This is a genomic window from Pseudomonas urmiensis (genome assembly GCF_014268815.2).
In the GTDB taxonomy this organism is placed as follows: Bacteria; Pseudomonadota; Gammaproteobacteria; order Pseudomonadales; family Pseudomonadaceae; genus Aquipseudomonas; species Aquipseudomonas urmiensis.
The window spans coordinates 1,147,620-1,168,965 of sequence record NZ_JABWRE020000001.1; the positions used below are offsets into that span (position 1 = coordinate 1,147,620).

Annotated in this window: 9 protein-coding genes; 7 read left to right on the forward strand and 2 right to left on the reverse strand. The window is 61.0% G+C overall.

The window, feature by feature from the left end:
• The first annotated feature begins 13 nt into the window (after nt 1-13).
• The 6 genes from HU737_RS05095 (at nt 14) to HU737_RS05120 (ending at nt 10,246) form a co-directional block, all read left to right on the forward strand.
• Nucleotides 14-4,561: an NEL-type E3 ubiquitin ligase domain-containing protein gene (locus HU737_RS05095; protein WP_186555754.1), complete on the forward strand. Its 4,548-nt coding sequence runs from the start codon at nt 14-16 to the stop codon at nt 4,559-4,561.
• Between the two features lie 128 nt (nt 4,562-4,689).
• Nucleotides 4,690-6,336, forward strand: a complete 1,647-nt coding sequence (locus tag HU737_RS05100; protein ID WP_186555755.1) for an acyl-CoA synthetase — start codon at nt 4,690-4,692, stop codon at nt 6,334-6,336.
• 13 nt (nt 6,337-6,349) lie between these two features.
• Nucleotides 6,350-7,117: an SDR family NAD(P)-dependent oxidoreductase gene (locus HU737_RS05105; RefSeq protein ID WP_186555756.1), complete on the forward strand. Its 768-nt coding sequence runs from the start codon at nt 6,350-6,352 to the stop codon at nt 7,115-7,117.
• Between the two features lie 12 nt (nt 7,118-7,129).
• Nucleotides 7,130-8,323, forward strand: coding sequence for an acetyl-CoA C-acyltransferase (locus tag HU737_RS05110; RefSeq protein ID WP_186555757.1), 1,194 nt, complete (start codon nt 7,130-7,132; stop codon nt 8,321-8,323).
• Between the two features lie 8 nt (nt 8,324-8,331).
• The gene (locus HU737_RS05115; protein WP_186555758.1) at nt 8,332-9,459 is read left to right on the forward strand and encodes an acyl-CoA dehydrogenase; all 1,128 of its coding nucleotides are present in this window, start codon (nt 8,332-8,334) and stop codon (nt 9,457-9,459) included.
• Between the two features lie 13 nt (nt 9,460-9,472).
• Nucleotides 9,473-10,246: an enoyl-CoA hydratase gene (locus HU737_RS05120; protein ID WP_186555759.1), complete on the forward strand. Its 774-nt coding sequence runs from the start codon at nt 9,473-9,475 to the stop codon at nt 10,244-10,246.
• Nucleotides 10,247-10,293: 47 nt separating this feature from the next.
• On the opposite strand, the gene HU737_RS05125 is transcribed toward HU737_RS05120, so the two are convergent.
• Complete coding sequence (locus tag HU737_RS05125) at nt 10,294-14,835, reverse strand: DUF6543 domain-containing protein (RefSeq protein WP_186555760.1); 4,542 nt, start codon at nt 14,833-14,835, stop codon at nt 10,294-10,296.
• Nucleotides 14,836-14,991: 156 nt separating this feature from the next.
• The gene (locus tag HU737_RS05130) at nt 14,992-19,542 is read right to left on the reverse strand and encodes a DUF6543 domain-containing protein (protein WP_186555761.1); all 4,551 of its coding nucleotides are present in this window, start codon (nt 19,540-19,542) and stop codon (nt 14,992-14,994) included.
• Between the two features lie 187 nt (nt 19,543-19,729).
• Between HU737_RS05130 and exaC the strand changes: the two genes are divergently transcribed.
• Nucleotides 19,730-21,250, forward strand: coding sequence for an acetaldehyde dehydrogenase ExaC (exaC, locus tag HU737_RS05135; protein ID WP_186555762.1), 1,521 nt, complete (start codon nt 19,730-19,732; stop codon nt 21,248-21,250).
• Nucleotides 21,251-21,346: the final 96 nt, after the last annotated feature.

Consider the following 21,346-nt stretch of genomic DNA (forward strand, 5'->3'; position numbering starts at 1 on the left):
AACAGTGCTGATCATGGAACAGAACAACACCGATACCCAATTTCAACGGGCAACTGATGCATTCATCGTCCATACGCTGCCCGATTGGCTCAAAAAGGCCAGCTTCAATCAGTTTCAGGCGCTGCGCAGCAGCTTTGACAATCATGTGCGCAGCCAACAACAGGTTCACTCGGCACTAGCCGCGCTGCAGCCCCCGAACAGCTTCGCCAGGCCGCTATTACAGCAGGCGTTGCGTTCCTCCTCCTTATCGCTGTCGGTCGACCTCGACAAGGCCCAGTGGCGTGAGGAGCGGCGTCATCTGAGCGCGGATGCAAGCGGCCCGCAAGAGTACCGATCGTATTTCGTGCGTACGCCAGCTGTGCAGGTCTTTCTGCAGAATTTCAAACAGGGTGAAGCGTTTTTTGAGCAGACTGCCCTGGTTTATCCAGCCGATAGCTCGACCGGTGAGGCGGAGCAGGTGCTGACCAACGACAGCACGGAGTTGGTCAATCTTTGTCGGAAAGTAGATGTCGGTGGGCAGTACCAGCAGCATCTGAAAACCGTTTTCACCCCAGGCTTACTCACTGCGCTGAGCGAGGACAAACGCCTGCAACTGGCGTTGGCAATCGAGGTTGCGTTCTTGAAGAAGCAGTTGTCTTCAGCCGACATCGATATGCTACGTCGGGTAGTCAACGGGCAACCTGCCACCCATGCGAAAAGCGACCGGGTACATGCCGGAGCCCTGAAAGTCTTGGACTGTCGTGTCGAAGGGGCTCTAGCGTTCGAGCGGCAAGGGATCGTGCCCATTCCAGGACGTGTGCCGCAGATCAGCGTGGAGGGGGTGATCCTGTACTTACCTGGTGATAGCCAGCAATCGCTGCGGGCCTTCACCTCTTGGCGTGAAGCTAGCCTGGCTCTTGGCACACTGCTGCGTGAAGAGGGTTACCAACAGCGATTCAGTCGGCGAATTGACCTATCGGAGCGTGCAAGCTTCTTGGGATTGTTGCAGCTTCGTCTAAAGGATCCACAGACGGATGCTACGGCTTCCTGCGAGGTAATCCACGACCCGCTGTTCAAGACCTTGGCCGAGCAACAGGTGCAACGCATCCGAGACAATGCGCGTTTTCTTGCGGTACCGACCGCGCAGATCAATGCCCGTGCCAGCGCCGACCAGTTGCGCAACTTGCAAATGGTCGGGGGGAACCTACTCAACCTAGCCGGCCTTTTCGTCCCGGTTGTCGGTGCACTGCTGGCTGCCGACTTGGTTGGGCAGACCGTGTCACAGTTCTGTGAAGGTGTTTGGGACTGGAGCCAAGGGCATCAGCACGAAGCTATCGAGCACTTGCTCGGGGTTGCCGAGACCGTGGTGGTGGCGGCTGCAGTGGCGGGCGGCGCGACGTTGGTTGGGCGCGCTTTCAAGCGCAGCGCTGTGGTTGACCAACTGCTGCCGATAGAGAACGACGCGGGTCGGCCGCGACTGTGGTCGGGCGATCTAGGCCCGTATGCCGTCCTTGCTCCGCCCGACGACCTGATGGCACTCGATAACGGCCTGCTGGCCAATCAAACAGGCCATTGGTGGCGAAATGGTGATACCTACTATAGGGTCAGGCCTGTGCCCAAGCGCAGTGCTTGGCAGTTAGTCCACCCCCAAGGTGAGGCCAGTTTTGGGCCTTTGCTTGAGTTCAACGGCGAGCGATGCTGGCGCTTGACGAGCGAGCAACCGCTTGCCTGGCAGGGTGAAGGTTTGTTGCTGGGGCGTCTATGGCCGCCCGCCGCTAGCTTGTCGGCAGCACGTGTCGAGCACATTTTGAAAGTCGCCGATGTCGATCAAGACTACTTGCGCGGCTTATTGGTAGAAAACCGGCCAATGCCGATTACTCTGCGCGATACCCTGGAGCGGTTTGCCGTGGATGCACGGGTCCAAGCGTTCTTCAAGCAGTTGGCCGACGGCCAAGATTATGACCTGGAGCTGTTTGGCTGGTGCAGCGACTATTTGAAGCTCGATGCGTTGTCGGTCGAGGAGCAGAAGGCTGATTTTCTCGACAATGATGCTGAGCTTGGCGAGCGACTGTTCGAGCATTTTAGCGTCAAGTACCTGCCACAAGACCCGCTGCTGAGCCTGATCCAGAAACATTTCAAAGGATTACCAAGCGCCTACGCACTGGACGTGCTCAAGCTTGCCACCGATGAGCAGCGCCAGTGCATGCTCACGCAACACCGCGTCCCTCTGGCGGTTGCCGAGCAGGCGCGTGCGCACTTGCAGTTGGCGCAACTGACGCGCATGCGTGAAGGCTTGTACCTGGACGCCAGCTATCAACCAGGGACCGTACAACTGGCGTTCGCTCTGTTGCGTCAGTATGGCGCCTTGACCGGGCCAGAAGATCTGGAATTGCGGGACAAATCCGATACCGGACCGTTACTGGCCAGATTGTATCCGGACAACGACCCGCGCAAGGTCAGTGCGATTTTGGTGCGACGCGCAGGGCGTTTTCTTTGCTACAACCGGGATGGATTTAAACACCCACTGCAATTGAGTGAGCCCGAAGGCTTGCCAGAGGCGTTGGCTGCGCTTCTGTCCGCTGCTGATTGCACGCGCCTAAAATGGCAGGGGGCCACGGCCCGTGAGCGCATCATCAATGATCTGCGCAGCTGGCTGCCCTCGGGGAATCCGGCGCTTGCGCAGTTGGTAGGGATGGCAAAGATCAAACCATGGCACAGCCCTATGCAGCGACTGGCCGATGGGCGGCTTGGGTATTTGCTCAGTGGTCGCGGCGAGGGTGGGCATCCTTCGCGGCGTCTGCTAATGCGCTCTGCGCGTACACTTTATCCGAGCTTCAACGACCGTGACCTTGATCGCTTCGTGGCACTGCTGTTGGAAAATCCTGAGACCGCCTATCTCAACTTGACTCAGCAGTTCCAGGAGTACCGCCAGCTTGACCAATCGCTGGAGGAATGGGTGCAGCAAGAGCGTGCTACCAATCGGTACACCCGACGCCGACACGTTGCGACTGAATTACGCCGTAGTTGGCAGCTTCAGGGGCAACGGTTGCTCAACGGAGCCGGGCAATTGGCCGGTGTTCGCCTGAGCCTGATTGGGTTGGATATCGCAAGTCTCCCGACCTTGCCGGCCAATACCGACTTTGGCCACGTGACAGACCTGATTATGGTGGGGTTGAATCTTCAGACCATTCCTACTGGATTCTTGCGTTGCTTCTCTCGTGTGCGATGGCTCAATCTGAACAGTAACGCGCTAACTGGCATCCCTGATGATATCGCGCAGTTGACCAGCCTGGTGGAGCTGCGCATGGCGCGCAATCGGATTCGCATGACCCAGACGTCTGCCGATACCATTCGTGAGCTGCATAGGCTGCAAACCTTGGACCTGAGTTTCAATCCACTGGGTGCAATCAGTCTGCAGTTTCGTCAGCTATCACGTCTGCGCGAACTCAGCTTGCGCCAGACGCGTCTGCAAAGTGTACCCGAGGGGCTGGAGTGGTGTGGGATGCTTGAGTTGGCCGATCTTCGTGATAACCAGATCGCTCAGGTGCCGGAAACCTTGCTTACGGCCTCTGCGCAAACCCGACAAGCCTTGGAACTGCGCAACAACCCGCTGGCGGTCGATGTTCGCGAGCGCCTGTACGCCCCTGAGCCTGCGCCACAGATAGTGCAGCCTGCCGTTGTTGAGCCTTCGCAAGTCAGGCAGACATGGCTTGCATCCTTGCAAGAGGCCCAGCGCGCAGAGGGCAAAGCACGCTGGGATGCCCTGCGTGCAGAGGCCAACAGTGAAGAGTTCTTCCGCCTGCTCGATCTATTGACGGATACCAGCGATTTTCAGCATGCCCGTCAGGACCTGAGTCGGCGGGTGTGGGCCTTGCTTGCGGCGATCAGCGATAACAGCGTGTTACGCGCCGAAGTATTTGAGCTGGCCGCCGCGCGGGGGTGTGTGGATCGCTTGATCTCGTGTTTCAGCAGATTAGAGATTCGCATGCTGGTGGCCCAGGCGAGCTCGGCGAGTGAACAGCTATCGTTGCTGGAGTTGGCGCGGGGTCTGTTCCGGCTGGACGAAGTCGAGCGTATTGCCCATTTGGACATCGAACGGCGCATCACCATGGAAACCGATAGGCTGCGTAGTACTGGCTTGTCAGAGCAAGACGCCGCCACGCGTGGGCGTGAGCGGGTGGATGAAATTGAAGTCAGCTTGGCTTATCGCATTGGTCTGGCCCGTACCTTGAACCTACCGGGCCAGCCGCGCACGATGCAGTTCGGGCAGATTGCCGGAGTGACTCAGCAGCAGTTAAGCAACGCCGCCGCACAGGTGAGATGGGCGTCAGCCACCAATGATTTGGTTAGCTACATCAGCCAGCGGGATTTCTGGATCGATTACTTGCGCCGCGAACACGCAGCGCAGTTCGAGCAGGTCGCGCAGCCGTTCTGGATTCAGCAAGAGGCACTGCAAGTTTTACCGGAAGGTGAGCTGCTCAAACGCAGTGATGAAATCGCCAAGGCGTTCAAACAGGCCGAGGCTGACCTGATTTTGAAACTGACCAGCGAGGTCATGCGTAGCTGGCATCCAGCCGATTGAACCTGCGTCATAGCGGCCAAACCGCTCATCCCGATTGAGCGGTTTGGCCATTGCTGCGAACGGCGTGCGGCGACAACATCGTCAGACCGATGGTGCTACTCCAACAATAAGAAACCAGGAGTCTGACGATGCGCGATTACGCCGAGGCCGTCCGTTCGTTCGAACACGCCAAGGCCGCAGAGGCGGCCTTGCACGGCAATCTGAACGCCCTCAATGCTTGTGTCGAATGCTGTGATCGACACACCGGCAGCAACTCCCTTGCCCTGATCTACGAAGATCGCGATGGCAATGGCCAGCGCTTTAGTTTCGAGCAACTGCAGGCGCAGGCTGCGCGCTTTGCCAACGTACTCAAGGCCCAGGGCGTCATTGCCGGTGACCGGGTCGCAGGGCTGATGCCACGCACCCCTGAGCTGCTGATCACGATTCTGGCCACCTGGCGCCTGGGCGCGGTCTATCAGCCGCTGTTCACCGCGTTCGGGCCCAAGGCGATCGAGCACCGACTGGAGCAGTCGCAGGCCAAGGTGGTCATCACCGATGCCAACAACCGGGCCAAACTCGATGAGGTGGCTGACTGCCCGTCGATCATCAGCGTCAATGCGCGTGCCGGCGATGCTGATTTCCAGCAACTGCTGGCGACGGCCGAGCCTGAGTGCGAGCCAGTGCTGCGTCGTGGCGATGATCCGTTCCTGTTGATGTTCACCTCCGGCACCACCGGCCCGGCCAAGCCGCTGGAGGTGCCGCTGCGCGCCATCGTTGCCTTCCAGGGCTACATGCGCGATGCCATCGAGCTGCGCCCTGAGGATAACTTCTGGAACCTGGCCGACCCAGGCTGGGCTTATGGCCTGTATTACGCGGTCACCGGGCCGCTGGCGCTGGGCCACGCCACCACCTTCTATGATGGGCCGTTCAGCGTCGAGAGCTGTGCGCGGATCATCAACAAGCTCGGCATCACCAACCTGGCCGGCTCGCCCACCGCTTATCGCTTGCTGATCGCCGCTGGGCGCGAGTTCTCCGCGCCGATCAAGGGTCGTCTGCGGGTGGTCAGCAGTGCTGGCGAGCCGCTCAATCCCGAGGTTATCCGCTGGTTCGCCGATGAGCTCGACGTGACCATTCACGATCACTATGGGCAGACCGAACTGGGTATGGTCCTGTGCAACCACCATGGCCTGGCCCATCCGGTACACCTGGGCTCTGCAGGCTTTGCCATTCCCGGCCACCGCATCGTCGTGCTTGATGAGCACCACAACGAACTGCCTGCCGGCGTGCCCGGCATCCTTGCGGTGGACCGCGAGCAGTCGCCGTTGTGCTGGTTCGGCGGCTATCACGGCTTGCCGACCAAAAGTTTCGTCGGTAAGTACTACCTCAGTGGCGACACGGTCGAGCTCAATACTGACGGCAGTATCAGCTTCGTCGGGCGCAGTGACGATGTCATCACCACTTCCGGTTATCGGGTGGGTCCGTTCGATGTCGAAAGCGCGCTGATCGAACACCCGGCAGTGATCGAGGCCGCAGTGGTTGGCAAGCCCGACCCGGAGCGCACCGAGCTGATCAAGGCTTTCGTGGTGCTGGCCAGCGGCGTGCAGGGTAGCCCTGAACTGGAAGAGACCCTGCGCCAGCACGTGCGCCAGCGCTTGTATGCCCATGCCTACCCGCGTGAAATCGAATTCGTCAGCGAGCTGCCCAAGACCCCGAGCGGCAAGCTGCAACGCTTCATCCTGCGCAACCAGGAAATCGCCAAACAACAAGCAGCCCTGGCAGCAACCGCCAGCGCCTGAAGGAAACCTCATCATGCACATTGCCAACAAACACTTCATCGTCAGCGGCGCAGCTTCCGGGCTGGGCGCGGCGACCGCACAGATGCTGATCGAAGCCGGCGCCAAGGTAATGCTGGTCGATCTCAACGCCGAAGCGGTAGCGGCCAAGGCCCAGGCGCTGGGTGAGCAGGCGCGCTACGCGGTCGCCGACATCAGCGACGAACAGGCCGCCAAGGCTGCGGTGGACGCTGCCGTCAGCGCCTTTGGCAGCCTCCACGGGCTGATCAATTGCGCCGGTATCGTCGGAGCAGAGAAGGTTCTCGGTAAGCACGGGCCGCATGGCCTGGACAGCTTCGCCAAGGTGATCAACGTCAACCTGATTGGCAGCTTCAACCTGCTGCGCCTGGCCGCTGCGGCCATGGCCGAGGGCGAGGCGGGTGAAGATGGCGAGCGCGGGGTGATCATCAACACCGCTTCGATTGCCGCCTACGACGGCCAGATCGGCCAGGCCGCCTACGCCGCCTCCAAGGGCGCCATCGCCAGCCTGACCCTGCCAGCGGCGCGCGAGTTGGCGCGCTTTGGCATCCGCGTGATGACCATCGCCCCGGGCATCTTCGAAACCCCGATGATGGCCGGCATGACCCAGGAAGTACGCGACTCGCTGGCCGCCGGGGTGCCGTTCCCGCCACGCCTGGGTCGCCCTGACGAGTATGCAGCGCTGGCTCGCCATATCATTGAAAACAGCATGCTCAACGGCGAGGTGATCCGCCTCGACGGTGCCCTGCGCATGGCTGCCAAGTAAGGAGAATTGCTCATGACCCTCGCCAACGATCCGATTGTTATCGTCAGTGCCGTGCGCACGCCCATGGGCGGCCTGCAGGGCGACCTGAAAAGCCTGAGCGCGCCGCAGCTGGGTGCTGCGGCGATTCGGGCCGCTGTCGAGCGCGCAGGCATCGATGCCGCCAGCGTCGAGCAGGTGCTGTTCGGTTGCGTGCTGCCGGCAGGCCTCGGCCAGGCGCCGGCGCGCCAGGCGGCACTGGGCGCAGGCCTGGATAAAGGCACTACTTGCACCACCTTGAACAAGATGTGCGGCTCAGGCATGCAGGCGGCGATCATGGCTCATGATCTGCTGCTGGCAGGCAGCGCCGAGGTGGTGGTGGCTGGCGGCATGGAAAGCATGACCAATGCCCCGTACCTGCTGGACAAGGCCCGCGGCGGCTATCGCATGGGGCACGGCAAGATCATCGACCACATGTTCCTGGATGGTCTGGAAGACGCCTACGACAAAGGCCGGCTGATGGGCACCTTCGCCGAGGATTGCGCGCAAAGTGGTGGGTTCAGCCGGCAAGCGCAGGATGCCTTTGCCATTGAGTCGCTGACCCGCGCTCAACAGGCTATCCAGAATGGTCGTTTCGCTGCTGAAATCGTTCCAGTGGAAGTCACTGAGGGCAAGCAGAAACGTTTGGTCAGTGATGACGAGCAGCCGCCCAAGGCGCGCCTGGACAAAATCGCGCAACTGCGTCCGGCGTTCCGCGAAGGCGGTACGGTCACTGCGGCCAACTCCAGTTCGATTTCCGATGGCGCCGCAGCATTGGTGCTGATGCGCCGCTCTCAGGCTGAACAACGTGGCCTCAAACCGCTGGCGGTGATCCATGGCCATGCGGCCTTTGCCGACACTCCGGCGCTGTTCCCCACCGCGCCAATCGGCGCCATCGACAAGCTGATCAAGCGCACCGGCTGGACCCTGGCCGAGGTCGATCTATTCGAGATCAACGAAGCCTTCGCCGTGGTCACCCTGGCGGCCATGAAGCACCTGGACCTGCCGCACGCCAAGGTCAATATCCATGGCGGCGCCTGCGCCCTGGGCCACCCGATTGGCGCGTCTGGTGCGCGCATCCTGGTCACCCTGCTGTCGGCGCTGCGCCAGAACAACCTGCGCCGTGGCATCGCGGCGATCTGTATCGGCGGCGGTGAAGCGACCGCCATCGCGGTCGAATGCCTGTACTGAGGTGAAACATGCTGGTCACTGACGAACAACAACAGATTGCCGACGCTGTACGTGATTTTGCCCAGGAGCGTCTGAAGCCTTTCGCCGAGCAATGGGACAAGGAACATCGCTTCCCCCGCGAGGCGATCGACGAGATGGCCGGGCTGGGCCTGTTTGGCATGCTGGTGCCAGAGCAATATGGTGGCAGCGACACCGGTTATGTGGCTTACGCCATGGCCTTGGAAGAGATCGCTGCGGGCGATGGCGCCTGCTCGACCATCATGAGTGTGCATAACTCGGTGGGCTGCGTGCCGATTCTCAAATTTGGCACAGAGCAGCAAAAGCAGCAGTTCCTCGCGCCGCTGGCCAGTGGCGCGATGCTTGGCGCGTTCGCCCTCACCGAGCCACAGGCCGGCTCCGACGCCAGCAGCCTGAAGACGCGGGCGCGGCGCGATGGCGAGCATTACGTGCTCAACGGTAGCAAGCAGTTCATCACCTCCGGGCAGAACGCTGGGGTGGTGATCGTCTTCGCCGTGACCGACCCTGAAGCGGGCAAACGCGGCATCAGCGCATTCATCGTGCCCACCGATTCACCCGGTTATCAGGTGGCGCGGGTTGAAGACAAACTCGGTCAGCACGCCTCCGATACCTGTCAGATCGTCTTCGATGATGTGCGCGTGCCATTGGCCAATCGCCTGGGCGAGGAGGGCGAGGGCTACAAGATCGCGCTGGCCAACCTTGAGGGCGGGCGCATCGGTATCGCCTCGCAATCGGTCGGCATGGCTCGCGCCGCATTCGAAGTGGCGCGTGATTACGCCAACGAGCGCCAGAGCTTTGGCAAAAAATTGATCGAGCACCAGGCGGTGGCCTTCCGCTTGGCCGACATGGCTACGCGCATTGCCGTCGCCCGGCAGATGGTGCTGCACGCTGCGGCCTTGCGCGACGCCGGGCGCCCAGCGCTGGTAGAAGCCTCGATGGCCAAGCTGTTCGCCTCGGAAATGGCCGAAAAGGTCTGTTCGGATGCCTTGCAGACCCTGGGCGGTTATGGCTATCTGAGCGACTTCCCGCTGGAGCGCATCTACCGCGATGTGCGGGTTTGCCAGATCTACGAAGGCACCAGCGACATTCAGCGCATGGTCATTGCGCGCAATCTTTGAAGGAGCAGCCTGCATGTCATTTGAAACCATCCTGTTGGATATCCACGGCAAAGTCGGCCTGATCACCCTCAACCGCCCGCAGGCGTTGAACGCACTGAACGCGCAGATCGTCAGTGAGATCAACCAGGCGTTGGACCAGCTGGAGAAGGATCCGAACATCGGCTGTGTGGTGCTGACCGGCTCTGCCAAGGCGTTCGCCGCTGGCGCCGACATCAAGGAAATGGCTGACCTGACTTACCCGCAGATCTACGTCGATGACCTGTTCAGCGACGCCGACCGCATCGCCAATCGGCGCAAGCCGATCATCGCTGCGGTATCTGGCTTTGCCTTGGGCGGCGGCTGTGAACTGGCGATGATGTGCGACTTCATCTTGGCCGCTGACAATGCCAAGTTCGGTCAGCCGGAAGTCAACCTTGGCGTGTTGCCGGGTATGGGCGGCACCCAGCGCCTGACCCGTGCGGTGGGCAAGGCCAAGGCCATGGAGTTGTGCCTGACCGGTCGCCTGATGGGCGCCGAAGAGGCCGAGCGCGCTGGCCTGGTGGCGCGCGTGGTGCCGCAGGCAGAGCTGCTCGAAGAAGCGTTGAAAGTGGCCGCGACTATCGCCAGCAAATCGATCCCGGTCAGCATGATGGTCAAGGAAAGCGTCAACCGCGCCTTCGAAGTGACCTTGAGCGAAGGGGTGCGCTTCGAGCGCCGGGTATTCCACGCCGCCTTCGCCACCGAAGACCAGAAAGAAGGCATGGCGGCCTTCGTTGCCAAGCGCGAGGCGCAGTTCAAGGATCGTTGATTATAGGTGAAGGGCGTTGCCTGGCAACGCCCGTCAGCTACAGGTTTTTATAGGTTGCTGGCATCCGCGTGAGGCGCGAAGAAGTAGCGTACCGCTTCGGCTCGGGTGATCGGCGCACGGTACACGAACTCGACCTTTTGCGTGTTCAGGTCGGTGAGCGTTTGCCCGCGGATGCTGCGCTGAGCAGCAGTTTTCAAGTGGCCGGCGACATAGTCTGGGTTTTCATCCAGACGGCTGCGGTAGTGAAAATGGGCGTACCACAGTGGCCTGCCGTCGCGCAGGATCTCGTATTCGTCCAGGTAATCCTGCGGCCGACCTTGCACAGCAGACAGCTCCTTGCGCCGTTTGACCAGCTGGATGCGTACCTGTTGGCGGTCGATCAGGTAGCGCAGCCCAGACATCTGTGGTTTATGCCTGACAATGGCCTTGGTGCAGATTTCTTCGCTGCGCCTGAGCAGCGCGTTCAGTTGCTCAGCTAGGGTATCCAGGCGCTGGGTATAGCTGCTGAGGTCAGCAGGCGCCAGCCCAGGCTCATCGGCCAGGCGCTGACGTAATGTCGACTCCAGGCGTGCCACCGGTTCGCGCTTGAGTTCGAGCAACTCTTCGATCTCCACCGGCAGAAAGTTTTCCGCGGCTTTGGATTGCATGAAGCTCAGCATTTGCTGGGCCCCACTCATCATTTCCTCGGCATTACCGAACAGCTCGCCCAGGCGCTGCGCCGGTACTGGTGTCACCGGGGCCGTGCCTGTCTCAGGTTCAGGTTCCTTGGACTGTACCCATTCGCCCAGCTCGTTGTGGAAGGTCATCAGCGGCCGTTGGTGCTCATCGAGGATGTCGACCAAAGAGGCGTCGCTTGCTCGCGGCTGCCCCAACAGCAGCCCGTGGCTAGTGGTTTCGATCAGGCCAGGGGTCTTTTGACGCAGCTGTTCCACGGTGCTGAGCGGCGGATAGTCTTCAAGCTCACTGTTCACATTGGTGGAGGCAAAGCGGACGTCATCTTGCAATTGCGCAAGAATTGACTGGGCAGCTGGCTTGTCGAGTATTTCCGCCTTGAGGTTGTCCAGGGCACTTTGCACCACGCCGAGCTTGCTATGCATGTCATGCAGCAAGCGGGCGCTGAGCTCTTCGCTGGCCTGGGGCATCGCGAACAGCCGCAGGCGTTGGCTGATTGCCAGGTCCAGGTTCTTCCAGCCACGGCGCAGCAGGTAATACGCCCGGTCGGACAGCTCGGGCTGCATCAGCAGCCGGCGCCAGGCGCTGTCGATGCGGCGTAGGCGTGAGGACAAGGTCACTTGGTCAATCGGGACCTTCAAGCATTCGCGCGCGGTGGCCAGCCATTTCTCGGTCCCTTCGTGGTAACGACTTGCCAGGCGCTCCAGCTCGGTCAGGGTATCGCGCAGGCGGTCACCGTTACTCACCAGTTGGTTGGTCAGCTCGGGTGTTTCTTCCAGCCGCTCAAGCGCTGCGGCCAGGTCGTGGGGGTGCTCCAGGTGCTGCAACGCGGACTCGACCATCTTCAGGTCGATCAACGTGCTCAGTGCCGAATGGCGCACAACTTTGCTGGCGAACTGTTGGAACAATGTCAGCGACAGGCGTGATTGCAAGCGTGCGCCAGGCTGCAGGTCGATATAGCGCTTGATATCCGCCACATGTTTGTCCCAGAACTGAGCGATGGTGTCTATTGAGGCCAGATTGCGGCGAAGGGACGATTCGCGCTCGTCGGCTTTTAGCAGGTCTTGGAGTACGTTTAGACGCATGATGTAATCGCGGCCGGTAGCCAGGTCGCGATCGAGTGTGGCTCTCAACGTCTCCAGGGTAAGCCTGCTCTGCTGTAGACGGGCACGGCCGCTAGTGCTACGCGGCATACCACCGCGCAGGCGCAAACGCAGATCTGGCTGCCAATGCCCGCTGCTGTTGCGATGTAGCCACGGCCCCAGCGCTTGCTCATCGGTCGCGCCAATGATACGTGGCCGTTGCAGATCTTCGTCGAGGCTGACCCGGTAGACGTCACGGCCTAGCACCACCCAGTGCTCATCGTCGGTTTGATACAGGCCAGCCCAGTGTCCCGACTCGATTGGCTCGCCCAACGCTTCACGGTTGCGGCCTGCGCGCAGGCGAGCCAAGGCTTCGCGTTGCGGCTTGTCGAGGATCGAGTCGGTATGCGCCCAGTCCATCGCCAGTGGCTGATGGACTGCCTGGTCGGCCGCTTGAGCGGTCACCGTCACTGGTGCGAGGGCGTTGGGCTCAGGTTCACTCAGTGCAGGGTCGGGTGAGCTTTTCAGGCGCAGGCTTGGCCTCGTGGAGGCAAATATTGCCAGTGCCACATTGACCAGCAAGTTGACCAGCGCAACGCGATGCTGACTGGGTGTGCGCTTGGCGTCGGTTTGCAGGTACTGACGCAGGGCCACGCCGACCTGCACTACCCACACGGTCGCCGCCACAATACCGCCAGTTAGCGGCAGTACCAGATTGAGTAACAGCCAGCCCAACTGTTGCCATTGCTGGCGCTGGGTTTGTGCTGAGGTGCTGGCGTGGCGTTTGAAATGCTCGATGGTCTCGGCCACGCAGCCTTGGTAGATCGCCTCGGCAAGCTCGCCTGCAGTTGCGCTTTGCGCCAGGGTGACCGGGCCTGGCCGCTGGTAGGCATAGGGGAGGATGAAGTTGGTCAGGCGCAGGTGCGGCAGGTTTGGCTCAAGGAAGCCGCCATTGGCATAGATGGACTGCACCGATTCTGCCAGGCGATCAAGTATATCGGTCTGTAAATCACCTTTAGCTGCCAACGCCGCTAGCAATGCCTCACGTCCGGAGAACTCCAGCAGGGGCTGGGCATGCAACGGCCGGTAGAGCAGGCACAGGGTGGCGCCATCGCTTGGGTCTGGCTCGATCAGCCAGGCATTGCGCGCCAGATCGGCTGGCACGTCAGGCTCACTTAGAAAACCTAACGGTTGGATCAACGGCACTGCTGTTTGAGTCGGCAGTGGGGCGAACAACCTGCGCACGACCCTGACACCATCGAGCGTGAGTTTATTCTGCTGCAGGTGCAACTCCAGCGCAGCAGCTGGTAATTGGGCGCGCAGTTGCTGCGAGAGCAGGTGCTTGCGCCTGGACTTTTCCCTGTCGTCATCGAGCAGGCTGCGCTGCAGCATGTCGGGGTAGGCCTTGCCGATGTCCAGCTCGGTGATCAGCGTGCGCAGGTAGGCTTCGTTCATCCAGCTCGGCAAAGCCTGCCCTGACTTGTCCTTGAGCTCGACTCGACCTGCCTTGAGCAAGCCCAGGTTGCCGATCGCCAGCTGCGCCAGGGTGTAGGTGACGGGCGTTACGTTGCCATCGAAGTTACCGTTGGGCAGGGCTGCAGCGACGGTCTGGTGATTGATCACCTGCAGGTTCCACGGCTGCAGGGTATTGTCGGGGTGGTCGCGCAACAGGCGTTCACTCAGGCGGGTGTAGGCAAACAACTCGGCGTCATCGACACCGTCGAGCCAGAACCCACCCTTGGCGCTATCGTAGGCCTGGCCGATGTCGACCAGTAGCCCTGCGTACTGATCACGCGACGCTTCGCTGGCATTGCGCAGCCAGTCGGGAAACTGTTTGGCAAGTTCCTCCAGCCCTAGCTGCTCCTGATCCGGACACAAGTCCAGCATCGAGGTCAGGTAGGTCAGGCTCAAGTTCAGGCGCTGCACCGCGTCACGCTGGTCACACTGCTCAGCAACAGTGTCGATGCAATGCAGTTGTTGCTCGAACATATGGCTTGCCTGAGCATCGAGGGCATGGCCTGGCACCGACCTGAGATACAACTGGGGATGTTTGATGGTCAGCTCAGGCCAATGCCGGCCGAGGCTGTCGAGTAGGGCCTGCATCGACTCAAACTCCAGCAGTCGGCCACTCAAGCTGTACAGCAGCGCGGATTGGCGGCCTTCAGAGTGGCTGCTCGGCTCGATGACCAATGCGCTGGCCAACTCGCCCAGGCGCTGCCCCGGACTGAGCCTGACCGAAAGTACTGACAGGCGCAGGGCGCGAGAGTGGGCGAGTTGGCGGGACTCAGCGCAAGGATATGCCGCCAGTGCGACTGCCATTTCTATTGCTTGCGGCGACAGCGAACGGCGGGCGTGTCCGATGCTGGTCAGCAGCTGCTGGCGCAAGTAGCCGCTGTAGCGTTGCCAAGGCGTTGTGCCATGGCTGTCTGCGCGGTTCCAGTAGTCGACCAAGGCTTGCTTGTAATGATCGATCAACACTGGCCCGCAGTCATTGATCAGACGCTCCAGCGCGGATAGATCCACTGCGACTGTATTGATGTCATTGGCGGTTTCGATCAATTCATCCTGGGCGCTGTCCAGGTGTATAGACGCACGGTTGCAGTAGCGCTCGATCAGCAGTTGATGCAGCGGTCGGATAAAGTCCTGGCTCGCGCTAGGCATGCTGCTGCGCAGCAGCAACTGCGCTGGGGATTGACTGCCTAAGCGGCGAGCCCGCCACTGCTCGACCAGCAGGGTCGTGGCTACATCAGGCAAGGTCGGACAGTCGCTGAATAGCTCGGTCAGCGTGCAGCCAAAGTCACTTTTGTTGATTAGCTGTTGGGTTATCAGACCCATGAGCGAAGCTCCCGTTGAAGTGGAGCTGCAGTAAAGCGTTGCTGCGGCCGGTGGCGGCGGTAGTCACTTACCACGTGCTTGGGGACCTGCGAATGGCTTCGCTTGCACCGGCCGCTTCTGAGCAAGGGCAGGGCGCTGGCACGCCCTGCCTGAGAATCACGTGTCGAAGAAGTACTTCTGCGCCGCAGCAGATGTTATCGGTGCGCGGTACACGGCAACCTGCCTGCCGGTGGCCGGATCTTTGCCCTGCTGCCCGGCGATATGCCGCTGTGCTGCAGTTTTCAAATGGCCGGCGGTGAACTGCGGTTTGGCCGTGCTGTTGGCTGCGTAGTGAAAATGCGCATACCACAGGGTGCGCTCCTGGTGTTCGATGGCGTACTCGTCGAGAAAGTCGTCAGGCCTGCCCTTGATCTTGGCCAAGTGTCTACGCCCGGGAATGCGCCTTATCGTCACCTGGCCGTGGTCGACCAGATATTGCACTTCGGCCATGCGAGGCGGCTGAGCCAGTGCTGCACGTGTGCGCAGGGCGAGCGCCTGTTGCTCGAATTGGCTGGCCAGGCGGTCTAGCGCTTTGGTCACTTGGGTGGCGCTTAGGCCCTGGTGCGCCTCGTCGACTTGATTGTGCTCGGTCAGGCGTTGTTCGATGGCAGCGACGTGGCTGCGTAACCTGTCGCGCTGATGCTGTACCAACTCTTCGAGCTCGACTGGCAGGTAGTTGCTGGCGCTGGGCAACTCAAGCTTGGCTACTTGCTGGCGCGCATCGGCCATTAGGCTGGTGCTTTGTGTGAGCAACTGCGCCAGTGGTTGGCGATTGTCTGGCGTTGGTGCGACAGGCGCGGTCACTTCGCGCCAGGCACCTTGCTCCAGCCGGTAAGTCTGTGTGGGGCCTTGGCCTTCAAGGCCGGCAATGTCCACGACATTGCTGTCTTCGGCGCTTGGATCGCCGAGTAACAGTCCATGCTCGCTGGTTTCGATCAGACCGGGTAATTGGTGACGCAGTTGCGCCAGGCTGTTGGTCGGCGGGTAGTTGGGCAGTTCACCCAAGTCTTGACCGAGTTTTTCCAGGATCGACTCTAGCGCTTTGTTCAGTTGCCCCAGGGTTGCAATGGCTGGCGGCGCATCCTTGTACAGAACGGTTAGGTTTCCCAGTTGCCGTTTGGCGGCGCGAAACTGTTGGTCGATGCTGCGCAGCAATCGGACTTGCACCTCCTCGCTCAGGTCAGTGCGCTCGAACAGTTTCAGTCGCTGGGAGATGCCCAGCTGCAAGTTGGTCCAGCAGCGCTGCAGCCAAAAGGCGGCGTCGTAGTTGATCACACTGTGTACCAGAATCATGCGATTGACCAACGCCTCCAGCCGTAGAAAGCGCAGTGACAGGGCTTTTTCGGGGCCTGCGTTGACGTGGCAAGCTTGACGATGAGCTTCGGCGATATCGGAACGGGTGCGGCTGGCCATCTTGCCTAACTCCTGCTGGCGAACGCCCAGTGCATCGAGGTTACTGATCCGCTCTTCCAGCAACGGCATCATTTCAGTGAGGCAATCGCCCGCCTGACCAAGTTCAGTGGCGGTCAGCTCTTCACCGGCTTGTTGGCGCCGGGCAAAGCCAAGCAGTTGCTCCCTCTTCGGTCGCCAGAGTTTGCGCAAGATCAATTCGATGACCTGCAGGCACAGGCTGTCTTGACGCAAGCCATGGGCGCGCAGGGTTGCATAATCACGCAGCGGAGCGAGGGCATTGCGTGCATCGGCATGGCGCACATGCTCGGACCAGAAGGCCGAGACGTTGCGGGTGGTCTCCAGGCTGCTGGTCAGAGCGTTGTTGGCAGCGCAGGTGGTTGCAAGGTCGGTGGCCACCTTCAACATCTTGTCCATCAGCACCGTGGCGGCCATATCGTCGTCCAGTTGCTTATCGATGGCCTGGCACTGTTGCGCGATGCGTTGATTGCGCTGGCGCAGGCGCTCTGCTAGCGGCATACCGCCGCGCAGGCGCAGGCCCAGGTCCAATTGCCAGCGCCCAGCCGGGTCGCGTTGTAGCCAGGGGCCAAGCGCTTGCGCAGAGGTTTGTCCGACGATACGCACCTGCTCCTGTTCAGCGTCCAGAATGACCCCGTAGACCTTGCCTTCAAGGACTACCCAGAAGCTGCCCCGGTGCAGGTACAACCCCTGTAGCGGGCCATGACTGACGGCTGGACCCAGATCGCGGTAGGTCAGAGGGCTCTGCAGCTGTTGCAGGGCTGTGCGTTGAGTTGGGGAAAGCCCCTGATGCGGGCGGGACCAGTTGAAGTCCAGCACTGCCGGCAGGGGTGAAGTCTGTTCAATGGCCGCAGGCGGGTTGGCAAGCGCTGGCTCACTGACAGGCAAGCGTGGTGGCGGGTCTTCTTCCAGACGCAGGCGCAGTACCGAATGGGAGAACAGCAGGGTGGCGACATTGATCAGCAGATTGACCAGCGCCAGACGCTGATGGCTCGGGTCGCTTTGTGGTTCGAGGTTGACGTAATCAGCCAGGGCGACTTCCATCTGCACCAGCCAGGCCGCGCGGCCCAAGGTTTCCCCGGCCAGCGGCAAGAGGGTATTGAACAGTAGCCAGCCGAGCTCTTTCCAGCTGTTCCAGCGGCTTTGCGCACTGGTGCTGGAATGCTCGCGAAAACGTTGGATGGATTCGTCCACGCAGGCTTGATAAAGGGCCTGTTCAGGATGCGTCACGGGGTCATCCACTGTCAGGCGGACCGGCGCCGGTGTACTGAACGGTACTGCGCTGGTGTCTGTCAGCGGGTAAAACAGGTGCGGTTCGAGAAAACCGCCATGGGCATAATATTTGCGATCCTCCGCCGGCAGCCGTTGGAGTAGGTCGTCTTGCAGTTCGCCAGGGCTGCTGATGGCGACGAACAGGGCCATGCGGTCGGCAAACTCCAGCAACGGCTGGGGGTGTAGCGGTCGATACAGCAGGCAAGGTGTCTGGCCGGGTTGCCTGGCTTCGATCAACCAGACGTTCAACGGTCGGTCCGGGCTGGCGCCGGCCTCCTTGATGAAGCCTAGCGGGCGTAGTACCCAGTTCGGCGCCTCATCAACTCCTACCGGGGCGAAAACTTGAGCGATGCGCTCGGCGGCATCTGCGCTGATACTTTGCCCGCGCAGGTGCAACTCCAAGGCCAGGCTTGGCAGTTGCGAGCGCAACTGGTTGCCCAGCAGGCGTTCGCGTTCCTGGCGGCTGGCAGGGTCATTGAGCAGTAGCGTTGCCAGCAATTGCGGATAACGGGTGGCGATATCGAGCTGGCTGATGAGGGTGCGCAGGTAGGCCTCGCTCATCCAGCTTGGCAGCACCTGGTCGTTGTTAGAGCGCAATTCCACTCGGCCAGGTTTGAGCAGGCCGAGGTTACCGATGGCCAACTGCGCCAACGACAGCTCGACCCTGCGTACCTCTCCTGTGGCCAGTGGCGCGCCTTGCGCCGGGGTGGCGGCGGCGATGGTCTGGTAGTTGACCACCTTGACCTGCTCAGGGTCGAGCGTGCTGCCAGGGTGGTCGAGGGCAAAGCGCGCGGACATCGTTCGATTGGCGAATTGTTCCGCGGTGTCGACATCGTGCAACCAGAACTTGCCGTTGGCGTGCTGATAATCCTGCGCCACGTCGAGCAGCAGGGTGCTGTAGCGAATCAGTTGGCTAGCTGGAGCATTGCGCAACCAGTCTGGCAAACGATTGATCAGCGCTTGGCGTTGCTGCGCCTCGGTGCCATTGCACAAGTCGAGCATGGCCGTCAGGCGGTCCAGGTCAAGCCCCAGGGTGAGTGCGTCATAACTGGATTGGTAGCGCGGTGCCAATTGATCGATCAGGCGTAATTGTTGATCCAGCATGGCAGCGGCCTGTTCTTCGAACACCTGCCCCAGCGAAGGTGTAATGGTCACTTGTGGCGACAGTTCTGCTACCTCGACCGGCCAGTGTCTGGCGATGGCCTTGAGCATTGCTTGACGCGAGGTGACCGGATACAGAATCGAACCCAGGGTGAACAGCAGGTGGACGGATTGCCCTGGGCTGGCATTGGCGTTTTCGATCAGTACGGCGCTGGCCAGGTCCGCGTCGATGAAGCCTAAGGGCGAAAAGTCGACTGCCAGCTGGGAAACTTTCAAGGCGTTGGCCTCGGGTCGCAGCTGGCGCTGGCTGTGGTCTGGGTACTGTTGCACCAGGCGGGCAATGCTGATGGCAATTGGCGACGAGGTGGCATCCTGCTGTGTTGCGTCAACGCTCAGTTTGAACTGTCCTTGCAGGTACTGCGCATACCATCCCCAAGGCGTCTGGCCGTTGCGATCGAAGCGGCTCCAGTAACTGGCCAGGGCCTGCTTGTAGGTTTCCAGCAAGAATGGCGCGCACTGGTTGATCAGCAGTTCGACCCCGTGCAGGTCGATAATGACCTTGGCGCTTGGGTCACCGTCCTGGCGCGTGCAAAGGCTGTCTTCGCCGTTGACCAGGTTGAGTGTGCGCCGCAGGCAGTAGCGTTCGACCAACACCTGCGCCAGCGGGCGGATCCAGGCTCGTCCTGCCGATGCCTGACTGACCAGGTAAAGGCTCAGCGGATCATGCTCGGCGCTGAGGCGACGTGCCGACCACTGCTCGCGCAAGATCGCGCTAGCGACTTCGATCAGGGCCGGGCGTGTACTGAAGCGTTTGGCAACCTGGCAATCCAGGCCGCTGTATTGGGCAAGGCGTTGATGCAGATCCATGAGGGTTCCAGCGGTTGTTGATGGACCTGCATCAAGCCTTTGAGCTTGGGTGGATGGGTGTTAACCGGTTGATACCAAGGAACCAGTCAAGTGCGCCCATCGGCTGATTCGTCGGCGCGGCCGGCGTCCCTAGAATCCAGACACCGCCTGTCAGCGCGACAGGCCCAGTCCAGCCGAGGCTCTTCCCATGATCTACGCCGCACCCGGCACCCCCGGTGCCCTCGTTCAGTTCAGATTGCGCTATGGCAACTACATCGGCGGTGAGTTCGTTGCGCCGGTTGCCGGTGAATACTTCACCAATTCATCACCGGTCAATGGCCAGCCGATCGCCGAGTTCCCCCGTTCCGGCGCCGCTGATATCGAGCGTGCACTGGATGCCGCACACGCCGCTGCCGATGCCTGGGGCCGCACTTCGGTGCAGGAGCGCTCGCTGATCTTGCTGAAGATCGCCGATCGCATCGAGGCCAACCTTGAGAAGCTGGCGATCACCGAAACCTGGGACAACGGCAAGGCCATCCGCGAGACGCTCAATGCCGATGTGCCGCTGGCGGCGGATCACTTTCGTTACTTCGCCGGCTGCATCCGCGCCCAGGAAGGCGGCGCTGCCGAGATCAATGACGGCACTGTGGCTTATCACTTCCACGAACCGTTGGGGGTGGTTGGGCAGATCATTCCGTGGAACTTCCCACTGCTGATGGCCGCCTGGAAGCTCGCGCCAGCCTTGGCCGCGGGTAACTGCGTGGTGCTCAAGCCGGCCGAGCAGACCCCGCAATCGATCACCCTGCTGGCCGAACTGGTCGGCGATCTGCTGCCTGCCGGCGTATTCAACATCGTCCATGGTTTGGGCCGTGAAGCGGGCGAGGCGCTGGCCACCAGCAAACGCATCGCCAAGATCGCCTTTACCGGCTCCACCCCGGTAGGCTCGCACATCATGAAATGCGCAGCCGAAAACATCATTCCTTCCACGGTGGAGCTGGGCGGCAAGTCGCCGAACATCTTCTTTGAGGACATCCTGCAAGCCGAACCTGCCTTTATCGACAAGGCCGCCGAAGGGCTGGTGCTGGCGTTCTTCAACCAGGGCGAGGTGTGTACCTGTCCGTCGCGGGCGCTGGTGCAGGAGTCGATCTACCCGCAATTCATCCAGGTGGTGCTGGAAAAGATCAAACAGATCAAGCGCGGCAACCCGCTGGACACCGCGACCATGGTCGGCGCCCAGGCCTCCGAGCAGCAGTTCGACAAGATTCTCTCCTACCTTGAAATTGCCGAGCAGGAGGGCGCTGAGCTGCTGACTGGCGGCCAGGCCGAGCGACTTGAGGGTGAGCTTGCCAGCGGTTATTACATCCAGCCGACCCTGCTCAAGGGCAATAACCAGATGCGCGTGTTCCAGGAGGAAATCTTCGGGCCGGTGGTCAGCATCACCACCTTCAAGGATGAGGCCGAGGCGCTGGCGATTGCCAACGATACCGAGTTTGGCCTCGGGGCCGGGGTGTGGACCCGCGACATCAATCGCGCCTATCGCATGGGGCGGGGGATCAAGGCTGGCCGAGTGTGGACCAACTGCTACCATCTGTATCCGGCCCACGCTGCTTTCGGCGGCTACAAGAAATCCGGCGTAGGCCGTGAAACCCACAAGATGATGCTCGACCACTACCAGCAGACCAAGAACCTGCTGGTCAGTTACGACATCAATCCCCTGGGCTTCTTTTGATCGGTATGGGTAGTAACCGGTCCTAAAGTAGCAATGGCAGTGCACCGGAAACGGTGTATCAATAAACGCACCGCAATCTCGTGGTGCCATAAGAGG